Annotated in this window: 8 protein-coding genes; 6 read left to right on the top strand and 2 right to left on the bottom strand. The window is 37.1% G+C overall.

Annotated features, from left to right (window positions below; translation table 11 throughout):
• Positions 1-28 precede the first annotated feature (28 nt).
• Genes I6E78_RS12340 through I6E78_RS12325 form a run of 4 tightly spaced genes read left to right on the top strand, consistent with a single transcriptional unit; the run spans position 29 to position 5,935 of the window.
• A complete protein-coding gene (locus I6E78_RS12340) occupies positions 29-859 on the top strand; it encodes a TlpA disulfide reductase family protein (RefSeq protein ID WP_024592049.1) in 831 nt (276 codons plus the stop codon).
• Positions 860-892: 33 nt separating this feature from the next.
• Positions 893-1,627, top strand: coding sequence for a thiol:disulfide interchange protein DsbG (gene dsbG, locus I6E78_RS12335; RefSeq protein ID WP_024592050.1), 735 nt, complete (start codon positions 893-895; stop codon positions 1,625-1,627).
• A 44-nt stretch (positions 1,628-1,671) separates the two neighbouring features.
• Positions 1,672-4,812 carry an efflux RND transporter permease subunit gene (locus I6E78_RS12330; RefSeq protein ID WP_024592051.1) on the top strand — a complete coding sequence of 1,047 codons (3,141 nt, stop codon included), beginning with the start codon at positions 1,672-1,674 and terminating at the stop codon, positions 4,810-4,812.
• A 1-nt stretch (position 4,813) separates the two neighbouring features.
• Complete coding sequence (locus I6E78_RS12325) at positions 4,814-5,935, top strand: efflux RND transporter periplasmic adaptor subunit (protein WP_024592052.1); 1,122 nt, start codon at positions 4,814-4,816, stop codon at positions 5,933-5,935.
• 960 nt (positions 5,936-6,895) lie between these two features.
• On the opposite strand, the gene I6E78_RS12320 is transcribed toward I6E78_RS12325, so the two are convergent.
• Positions 6,896-7,786, bottom strand: a complete 891-nt coding sequence (locus tag I6E78_RS12320; RefSeq protein ID WP_024592053.1) for a cation transporter — start codon at positions 7,784-7,786, stop codon at positions 6,896-6,898.
• A 77-nt stretch (positions 7,787-7,863) separates the two neighbouring features.
• On the opposite strand from I6E78_RS12320, the gene cadR reads away from it, so the two are divergent.
• Positions 7,864-8,271: a Cd(II)/Pb(II)-responsive transcriptional regulator gene (gene cadR, locus I6E78_RS12315; protein ID WP_024592054.1), complete on the top strand. Its 408-nt coding sequence runs from the start codon at positions 7,864-7,866 to the stop codon at positions 8,269-8,271.
• Positions 8,272-8,285: 14 nt separating this feature from the next.
• Here the strand turns inward: cadR and I6E78_RS12310 are convergent, their stop codons facing one another.
• On the bottom strand, positions 8,286-10,226 hold the full coding sequence (locus I6E78_RS12310; protein ID WP_024592055.1) for a cytochrome c/FTR1 family iron permease: 1,941 nt from the start codon (positions 10,224-10,226) through the stop codon (positions 8,286-8,288).
• Between the two features lie 340 nt (positions 10,227-10,566).
• On the opposite strand from I6E78_RS12310, the gene I6E78_RS12305 reads away from it, so the two are divergent.
• Positions 10,567-11,277, top strand: a complete 711-nt coding sequence (locus tag I6E78_RS12305) for a transglutaminase-like domain-containing protein (protein ID WP_024592056.1) — start codon at positions 10,567-10,569, stop codon at positions 11,275-11,277.
• The last annotated feature ends 49 nt before the right edge of the window (positions 11,278-11,326 follow it).

Below are 11,326 nucleotides of genomic sequence, written 5' to 3'. Positions count from 1 at the left end.
GTTAATGGAAAAAAGATGTGGTAAATAAATGCTAAGTATTGCTGTAGGGCCGATAGTTCTCTCAATTTCACAATTAATTACTCTGGTAGGGTTATTTATGTTTTGGGGAATAACTTATCTTCAAACACGTAACAATGCAAAACAGAAACAGTTTTTAGAGTATATATTCACAGCCATTATTATTGGTTTTTTAACCGCACGATTGACCTTTATAATCGCTATGTGGCAAAGCTACCAAGAGAATTGGTGGCAATTAGTAAATATAAGTGATGGTGGCTTTATACCTAGCACAGGTTGGGGCGCTGGTGCCTTGGTACTGATGTTTTATGCTAGACGTAATAAATTGTTCATTAAAGCTTATTTTACATCGGCATTAATTACTTTTTTCTGTTTAATTATTCCTACTTTTTTTGCTGTTATTTATCAAGCAGCAGTCGAACTGCCTAGCTCACCTTTACGTAATATTGAAGGCCATGAAGTCGATTTAAGACGCTATAAGGGCACGCCAGTTGTTATTAATTTCTGGGCATCTTGGTGCCCACCTTGTCGTAGAGAAATGCCGGTATTAGAAGCCGCTCAAAAACATAACCCTGAGCTTGTTTTTGTCTTTGTTAATCAAGGCGAAAGCCTGCTTAGTGTTAAAAATTTTATTGATTCAACAGCGTTGGATTTAAAAAATGTTTTCATCGACCCCACTAGCAATGTTAGCCGAGAAACTGGCGCCGCAGGGCTACCAACCACATTATTTTATAATGAAAAAGGGCAGTTAGTTACTAGCCATATGGGCGAATTATCTCAAGCTAGCTTGCGTTATTACCTTAATCAAATTAATTCCGTCGTACCTTTAAAAAAAGGATAAACCTATGAAAATATCAATTTTATTTACATTTTTTTGCCGTTAAATCTTACTGCTACAGAAACAGTTAACTACCCAGCACCCTTAACGTTATTCACTCAGCAAGGTGGTGAAGTGGTCAGTTCTTTTAAAGCGCCGGCAAATATGACTGGCTATATCGCTAACTTTCAAAATGAGACTATTACTTTGTATGTCACTGAAGACGAAAAGTACTTATTTACCGGCCCATTAGTGGATACTGAAGGTAATTCTGTAGGTGAAGAAAAGCTGAATGCTTATGTTAATGGTCCAAAGGCGGTTAAGAATTGGCAAGCCCTTGAAAACAGTCATTGGGTAAGAGATGGCTCTGCGTCAGCCAAGCGTATTGTTTACACTTTTACGGATCCCAATTGTCCTTATTGTAAGCAGTTATGGGATAAGGCACGGCCTTGGGTTGATTCAGGAAAAGTGCAAATTCGTCATATTTTAGTCGGTATTTTAAAAGCAGACAGCTTAGGAAAAGCCGCGGCCATATTAAGCGCGGATAATCCTGAAGAACAATTGAAAAAATTAGCTGGCTCAGGATTATTTCAGTCTATAAAACCAATTGAGAACCCAGAAAAAACGATCCGTGACAAGCTAATTAACAACTATAAAACCATGCTGTCTTTAGGTGCCCGTGCAACTCCAGCTACTTTTTATCTAAATGCAGACGGAGAATTTAATAAACAAATTGGCTTGCCTCCTGAGTCAATATTAGCCGATATTTTTGCCCCAAATGACGGTAAGTAGAGTTTAGTCAGATGAATTATATTTTATTAACAGAGGCTAAATAAATGTGGTTAGTTAAGCTCGCTCTTCGTCAACGTTATACGGTTGGCGTATTGGTTATACTGTTGTTGCTGTTTGGCATTAGGTCTTTACAAAAAACATCTACTGACATTTTACCTTCAATTGATATTCCCTATGTCAACGTATTGTGGCAATACCCAGGTCTTAGTGCCTCTGAAATGGCGTCAAAAATTTCATCATTTAGTGAAATTGCCATCATGAATAACGTTGACGATGTAAAGCGTGTTCAATCTGAAAATGGTAATGGCTACTCGCTCATCCAAGTCAGTTTTCACCCCAGAGCAAAGTTAGCTGTTGCACTATCGCAAATTACCAGTGTCTCTCAAACCATTTTAAAGCGGCTACCAAAGGGAATGACCCCACCGTTAATAGTTAATTATACGACGTCAAGCGTACCTATACTTCAACTCGCCGTTTCTTCTCAAACGATGACTCAGTCTCAACTGTATGATTACGCTCGACTAACTCTAAGACGACAATTGCAGTCAATACCTGGCTTACGATTGAGCCTACCTTTTGGTGGAGCTCCTAGACAACTAATGGTAGATATTGATCCCGATAGATTACAGGTGCATGGACTAACAGCAAAAGAAGTAGCCATGGCTATTTCGCAACAAAACATTACGTTACCGACTGGTATTTTACGTGAAGGAAAAGTGGCCTTTACCGTTTCAACTAATGGGAGTCCGGAAGGTGTAGCTGAGTTTAAAGCTATCCCCATTAAATATAGCGAACATGGTCTAATTCAACTTCAAGATGTTGCAACGGTTCGTGATGGTGGCGCTGTTGCAACTAGTTTAGCTCGTGTAGATGGGCAAGCAGGCGTTATTGTTTCTATTTTAAAACTAGGGAATTCATCTACCGTAGATATCATTAATGAAATCAACCGTCGTTTACCAAACATACAAAAAGGTGCGCCTAAAGGCTTAACCTTAACGCCTATATTTAACCAATCTAAATTTGTTGTGGCTTCTAGAAATGCAGTGTTAATTGAAGCGGTAATAGTCGCCCTTTTAGTCGCTCTGGTCGTTTTAATTTTTATTGGCAGTGTTCGCAGCACAGCCATTGTGCTTACTTCTATTCCATTAGCCCTTTTAGCTTCTCTTACAGGGTTAACTTTTTTTGGTCACACATTAAATCTCATGACATTAGGAGGGTTAGGATTAGCAATCGGTATATTAGTCGATAATGCCTTGGTGGAAATTGAGAATATTAACCGCAACTTAGATTACGGCAAATCAATTCGACAAGCCGTAATTGATAGCGCCAAGCAGGTGGTATTTCCTGAGCTTGTTTCAACGATGAGCATATGTATCGTTTTAATGCCTATATTTTTGTTAAGTGGTACAAGCGCATACGTTTTTGAGCCTTTAGCCTTAGCGGTTCTACTCGCTATGATTGCATCTTTTATACTCTCAAGAACATTGGTGCCCATACTCGCATTTTTATTACTGAAAAATGAACGTGAAAATGTAAACCGAAATTCGTTAGTGCACAAAGTCCACATTAAGGTTGAAAAAAAATTAGACCGAATTATTGCGGTGCATTTATTAAACTTAAAGCGACTATTGAGTTGCCGCATCTTAGTACTCACTGGAGTGAGTATCGTGGCAAGTATCATATTAACTTCTTCGTTTATGATGCTTGGAAAAGACTACTTTCCTAAATCTGACGCGGGCGGAATTCGATTACACCTTAGAGTTGAAAATGGTGTACGACTAGAAGTGGCTGCAAAACAGTTTGCGAATGTTCATCAATTAATTAGAACGATAATCCCTGCTAACGAAATTCAGGCCATTGTTGAGAATATTGGACCTCCAGATGCTATAAATCGAACTTGGATTAGTTCTATGATTAGCACGTCTTCAGAAGGCGAGATATTAGTACAGTTAACCCCTGATCATGCACCAACTGACCTTTATATTAGAAAAATCAGAGCTCAGTTAGCGTTACAATTCCCTGACTACCAAGTGCTATTTCGTCCTGCTGATATTATTTCCCAAACACTTAATGGCACTGCTAGTTCTGCCATTGAAGTAAAAATCACAGGCCGAGATATAAAAGGAAATTTACAGGCCGCCACAAAACTAATGAGCAAGTTAAAAAATGTTGAAGGTGTTGCTGATATTATCATTGATCAAGTTACGGCCTGGCCTGATATCAATCTCAATATTGATAGAATACTTGCAAAAAAACTAGGTGTGAATATGACTGACATCAGTCAGACCCTATTAGTGAGCCTAAGCTCGAGTGCAAACTTATTCCCAAACACATGGGCAAATAATGGCATCAGTTATATTGTTGCGGCTCAAGTTCCACCCTATCGTTTAGACTCGTTAAACACTTTGTTAAATACGCCAGTTAAAGCCACTAATTCAGCTCAGGGAACCGTATTATTAAAAAGCCTAGTGAGTGTAGAAAAACGCGCTCGACCTGCATTAATTAAACGGCAAATGTTAGCCCCGACAATCAGTATATTGATTAACGTTGATCAACGCGATTTGGGTTCGGTTTATACCGACATCACAAAAAACGTTGCGTCGACAAAGGCTACTCTTAAAGCTGGCAATAAAATCATTATTGAAGGGCAAGCAAAAGACATGCTTTTAGCCTACAGTGACTTGGCTACGGGTATGGTGATGGCTGCAATTTTAGTATTTCTATTGATGGTAATAAATTTCCAATCTTGGGCCTTGCCACTTGTGGCTTTAAGCGCAATGCCTATGGCCATTAGCGGCTCTTTGCTTGCCCTATTCCTCTCAAATACGCCGTTAAGTGTCTCCGCATTTATGGGCATGATTATGGTAATGGGAGTAACAACGGCAAATAGTGTTTTAGTTGTTAGCTTTGCCAGGGCTGAAATGCTTGCGGGAAAACTAGCAAAAAATTCAGCATTGTCTGCGATAAAGACAAGGTTTAGACCGGTAATTATGACAGCTATAGCTATGTTGGTTGGCATGATCCCCATGGCATTAGCATTGGGAGAAGGAGCAGAACAAAACGCTCCTCTTGCAAGAGCTGTTATTGGAGGCTTAATTTTTGGCACACCAGCAACTTTGACATTAGTACCACTAATACTGAGCTTTCGAAATAAGCCAATGTTTCAAGATATCGAGGAAAACTAAAATGACAGAACATAAAATCAGACATAGCGCCCAATCTAAAGCCCAAGATTCCGTATTACATAAAGTAATGCACATCATTGCACTTATTGGCCTACTTATATTAACAACCTTAACGGTGCACGCAGAAACGAATCCTCCATCAAGTTATCAAACCGCCACGCTGACCAAAGTTTTGGATCAAAGAACGGTGAGTCTGCCAACCGTTTCACAGGCTAAACAAACGACAAAGTTACATTCTAGAGCCAGTGGTTATATCAAAGAACAATATGTAGAAATTGGTAGTGCGGTCAGTAAAGGCGATGTACTTGCAGTAATTGATGCTCCTGAGATTAAACTACAAGAGCAACAAATACTGGCTGACATTGAGTTTGGCAAAGCCGAGCATGAATTAAATCGATTAACGTTGAAACGAGCCAAGCAGTTAATAAAAGATAACTTAATTAGCAAAGCTGAATTAGATAGGTTGACCGTTCAAACAGAAAAATCAAAGGCTAAAATAGCAAGTTTGTTCGCACAAAAAGAACAAAACCAATTTCAACAGTCATTACTTATTATAACGGCTCCATTTGCTGGCTATATTACAGATAAAAATATTGAGATAGGCGACATTGTCAATAGCGTTAACAATCAATTAGATAACTACCTTTATAAACTACAAAACATAAACGAATTGAAGTTAATCACCTATGTGCCACAAAGCGAAGTTAGTAAAATATCAATTGGAGATACAATCGACGCCACGTTTACAGGCTATGAGGGCATCTTTGTATCTGCGACCATTACTCGTAAGGCGCAAGCAATAAGTGTTTTATCCGGAACCATGCTTGTTGAAGCTGAGTTTGATAATCGCGAGCATAATCTACCAACCGGCCTTAACGGAACCATTTCCATTAATATTAATAACCAAAAGCTCAGACAACCTAAATGGCAAGCACCGTTAGCAGCGCTTACTTATCATAAAGGTGGAGCCGCGATTGCGACCGTAAACGAAAATAATATTCAATTTCAAAAAATAAACATCGTTTCACAATCAACCGAACGCTTTATATTTGTTAGTGAAATTCGTCCTAACAACACGGTGATACTCAACCCGAACGCCTTATTGGACTATATAACTCTCTGATATTTTAGATCTTGTACATCAATTATTTAAGTATTAGTTTAATAGTCCGTAGCCATAATGAACAATTTAAAGCCAAAAGCATATATTCTTGTAGCGATAGATTAATGTTGCTTTTGGTATCGAAACGAAATGATTTTAAAGGTAAATCAATCCAAAAAATGTCCGCTGAAGGCTCATAGTGACTGCTAGATATATTGATTCAGCTCTTAATTTATGACCGCTTACAGCCCAAAAGATGTCGATAGGTGCTAAAACCTTAGGTCTTCAAAGTGGCAAAAGTGAATGTTCAGATACGAGTCGTCAACGGCAGCTTTGAGCTTGCAGGAGCCATTAAACCTCAAACCCTGAGACTATCCCTTTGACAGGCGAGTTAGCCACCAAACCCGTCATTGAGACTTTAAATTAAAGTGACAACCCTTCCGATAAAGCAGCACTACAGGAAATCTTAAAGTCGTTCCAGTTTCTCAGCGTGAAGTTTGAACACTTAATATTTAATATTGATTTAAATTACCGAAAGCGGACATTCAATTCACATGATTCTTATGTACTAAACCTTTAATAGTACTATGCCGGTTTGGGGCACATTGCGCCACAGGATTTAGGAGCACTTTGTGCGCAAATCGGAAGTAATATTTTGAAATTGAGAGTGTTTGTCGAGATCAACTTAGTACCAGTTAGTTGACCTAATATAACCGACAGCAGAATTGAAAATTGAAAATTATTGGAAAAGCGGACGTTCCTAAAATCGGTTTGAAATAAACGGCTTAAAATATTCATTTAATAACCAAAGGAAAACCATTAAAAGGCAACAATTGATGTTGGTGCGGTAAGTTTTTACCACACCATAACTTATGTCACTTGACCAGAACGTCTTGGCTAATGATATATCGTGTTAATACGAGATACTTGAGTGTTGATGCTTATTAATGTTGTGACAGAGACTTTTTTATTTGATTTCAACTACGCTTTTAACTGTAAAATTCGACGAGCACCACTTAATACAACAAGGGCAATTATAAATCCAATAACAAGATCTGGATAACGCGATCCTGTCAGTGTTACCAGTAGTCCTGCTAATATAACGCCAACATTTGCAATAACATCATTAGCTGAAAAAATCCAACTAGCCTTCATATGAGCGCCATTTTCTTTACTATCAGATATTAAAAACAAACATGTAACATTGGCAATTAACGCAAGTGCACCAAAAATCATCATTAAATTTGATACGGGTTCACTTCCGTATATAAATCGCCTTAACACTTCACTTAAAGCACCTAACGCAAGGATAACTTGTAGCAATCCCGATATGTGGGCTGCTTTGAGTTTCATCTTAATACTTTTCCCAACCGCATATATCGCTAATCCATATACAGCAGCATCTGCAAACATATCTAACGAGTCAGCAATCAGTCCAGCGGATTGAGCAATCCAACCCGCGATGAATTCACAAAAAAACATGAACCCGTTAATGATCAGTAACCACTTAAGAATAATGGTTTCTTTCCCTTCATTTTCTTTAGCAGATACTTTGGCTTGGGTTGCTTCAACACTGCAACTTTCTCTGGTTATTTCTAACGTAGCACCTAAATTCAATGATTGAAGCTTCGTAGTTATCTCATCCAAATGAGCATCATGAAAAACTTTAACTAGCCGATTAGGAATATCAAATTTTAATCCAACAGATGGCTCAATACCGTCGAGCGCTAACCTTATCAATCGTTCTTCAGAAGGACAATCCATCTTAGGCACTTTATAATCAGTGGTGAAACGCCCATCAAAAGCATCAGTATTTTTAATACTAGAGTCAGTAACAACTGACTCACATTGGCCACTACATTTATTTGACATAAAAAACCTTGCTAAACACATTTTTACAAAGTATAAAGTCTATGGTAACTATAGAGTCAACAAAGAAATTTAATATTATGAAAATTGGCGAACTAGCAAAATTAACAGATTGTTCAGTACAAACGATCCGTTATTATGAAAAAGAACAACTCTTGAAATCCCCAGAGCGAAGTGAAGGAAATTTTCGTTTATATAATAAATCGTCACTTAAACAATTGATGTTTATTAAACAATGCAGAACGCTCGATTTAACCTTATCGGAAATTCGTCAACTGCTTGAGTTACAAAGTTCACCCTCGATTCAATGCAACTCAGTTAACAACATGATCGATAGTCATATTCAGCAAGTTGAACAACGTATTAAAGAACTTAATAGCCTAAAAGAACAATTAAATTACTTAAGTAACACATGCTCAAATAATGGAACAATTGAGCAGTGTGGTATTTTACAAAAGCTTACCAGTGACGTAGCTAAAAATGTTTAGATACAATGCTGATCTTAAATCATTATTTGTTTTCTTCTAGATCTATACATATAGGCTATAAATAAAACCAATATTGTCAACTGTGCCATTATGCCTTCCCAAGTAGACCCAACACCAATCCAATCAACCTCTACAGTAATTGGCAATGGAGAAATTCCAATAATGGCAGCCTCTTGTAATGCTGAAACTGCTTTTCCCATCAATATAAATGACAGTGCTAATAAGAGATATGTTGTTGTTGAAAAGAAACGAGCAATTGGCAATTTTACAGAATATTTAAACATTCCCCATGCAATAATCGATAACACAGCTATCCCGAATAAAAGTCCACCGATAACAAATGAGTATTGAGTCGTTGAGGCTTGTGTTAACAGTGATTGATAGAATAAAACCGTTTCAAAAACCTCTCGGTAAACAGCGATAAATGAGAGCACGGCTAATCCCCAAAGTGTACCTGCTTCTAATTGTGTATTAATGTGCTTTTGAATGTATGCCTGCCAGTGTTCAGCATTCGTTTTGCTATGCATCCAGATCCCCACATAGAACAACATTAACGCTGCAAGCATTGCAGCAATACCTTCCATGACTTCTCGACTTGCACCACTGATATTGATCATTGACTGGGCTACCGCCCAAGTAGCAAAACCCGCTAGTAGCGCACTGAGCCAACCAAAATGGACATATTTTAAGGCATCATGACGTTTAGTTCGAATTAACACTGTTATCAAAGCCAGCACAACCAGCAAGGCTTCTAAACCTTCTCTTAGCAAAATAACTAAGCTTGCAGTAAAAAGAGCCTCATTTGATAAAGTGGTTTCTGTCAGAAGTTTTTCCGCGTCATTGAGTTGCCTCACAGTAATTTCCATAAGGCTTTCAAGTTGATTAACCTGTTGTGCGTTACTTAACACTTGACGAAGCTTAATCAAGTTTCCTTCGATGCTTTTACGTAAATTTTTGTCTCGTGCATCCAAACTATTTTCAATTAATTCAAAACCATCTAGATAAGCACTCACAGCAAGTGTTTTGGCCTTCTCATACTCTTCATTTTTATACGCAATGCTTGCGGCAGCTAATTGAGTTTTGGTTATAGCTAAAGGACCACTTTGATTGGTAAACAATAATTTTGGATCGGCTCTTAACCCTTCAATTTCATTTTTCGTTAATCCGTCAGTTTCTGTAGATAATTTTAATGGACTATAATTTATCCAGTTTTGTAATGAAATTGATTGCGATGGTTTGATGAATTCGCTTGATGATTGGAATGCCAAACCACCGACATAAAATGCAAGGGACCATTTCTGCTGTTCTTTTAGTTGTGTAAATGCAGGCATAGCCGTATCATCAAGCCCATTAGATATGGCATCAAACAAGCCTAAAAGTGAACGGTTTTCTGCACGGTTTTTATCGGTAAAATCGGTAGGTGCAGGCTCTAATCCCGATGCTAAAACACCATTTCCTTGACCTGAAAGACCGTGGCAACTCGCACAGTTATTTTCAAATAAAGAAAACGTCGCCTCTTTAGACAGTAATCTTTTAGGGAGAGGTAACTCAGGCATCATAGCCAATAATGAAATTCGCAGTTCAGAAGTAAATTGCCTGACAATATTTACATTTTCTTTAGTTGAAATAGCCTTTTGTAAGGCCGATGCTTTCTCATTGAGAGAGTGCATAACATAATTATCACTTGACGTTTTATCAACTATCAATTGAGAGAATTCAAGCATTTCCTGATATTCATCATCGTTAATTACTTGGCCATTATCAACCGCTGATGCGTAATCGACCCCCACATATTCTGCCAACTGTGCTATCTGGCGTAGTTGAGCAACCTCATCAACCGTTGACGCTATACTCAATGTCGAAAATAAAATAGTCGCCATCAACACTAAATAGAATGATGATTTTATTCCTATATGTTTTTGACTTATTAATCGCACGTTCCAAAAAAATTGCATACTATGAACCTTAAATATTACAGCCTAAATGATAATTATTATCAATTGCAATACCTGTAGTTACTATAGAGTAAAGTATTAAAAAATATTTTTATAACTGGGTGTTATCAATGAAAATGTAGAGAACATTAGAAAAATCGCTGACTAATGGTTTTAAAATGAACATTGAAAATATCTATCTAGCTAATTCTGTCAATTCATCCTTGACCCTATAGTTACTATAGAGATTATAGTGTTGATGTGTTGACCTATAAGCTGTTAATAACAAGATAAATAACGAGCATATATTAATGACTATTGCTCGTTTTAGCCAGCAACTGAATTAGTAAAGCAGAATCCTATGAAATCACATATATATTTAAAGAAATCGAATATTCTAGATTACGATACCCCTCTAATTACAGACTTGATTAAAAATAGAGGCTGGAATTCTCTTGATGATTTTGAAAAAATAGGGGCTGCTTACAGTTTTGTTAAAGATGAAATAAAGTTTGGGTATAACAGTCGTGATGATATAAGTGCGAGCTTTGTTTTAGCTGATGGGTATGGTCAATGCAATACTAAAGGAACTCTTTTAATGGCTTTATTAAGAGCATTGGATATTCCTTGTAGATTTCACGGATTTACTATTGAGAAAAGCTTACAAAAAGGTGCTATACCCAATTACATTATGTGGCTTGCTCCAGAATTCATTATTCATAGCTGGGTTGAAGTGCTTTTTGAAGATAATTGGATCAATCTAGAAGGCTTTATTATTGATGACCCATATCTAAAATCTATTCAATCTAAGTTTAAAAATGTGAAAAATAATTTTTGCGGATATGGTATTGCAACAAAGTGTTTATTAGATCCACAAGTGGAATGGTCAGGCAAAGATACGTTTATTCAAAAAGAAGGTATACATGATGACTTTGGTATTTTTAACACCCCAGATGAATTCTATGAGAAATATGGCACTAATTTGTCTGGCATTAAAAATTGGCTATATAAAAATGTCATTCGACATCTAATCAATAAAAATGTAGAAAGCATTAGAAAACTAATTAAATAATCATTATAAAATGAAAAAAGGGTTATCTAGCTAATTCTGAAAATATTTC

Source organism: Pseudoalteromonas sp. NZS127, assembly GCF_015864805.1.
In the GTDB taxonomy this organism is placed as follows: domain Bacteria; phylum Pseudomonadota; class Gammaproteobacteria; order Enterobacterales; family Alteromonadaceae; genus Pseudoalteromonas; species Pseudoalteromonas nigrifaciens.
The sequence above is the reverse complement of the archived record's forward strand: the minus strand, read 5'-3'. Positions and strand labels throughout refer to the sequence as shown.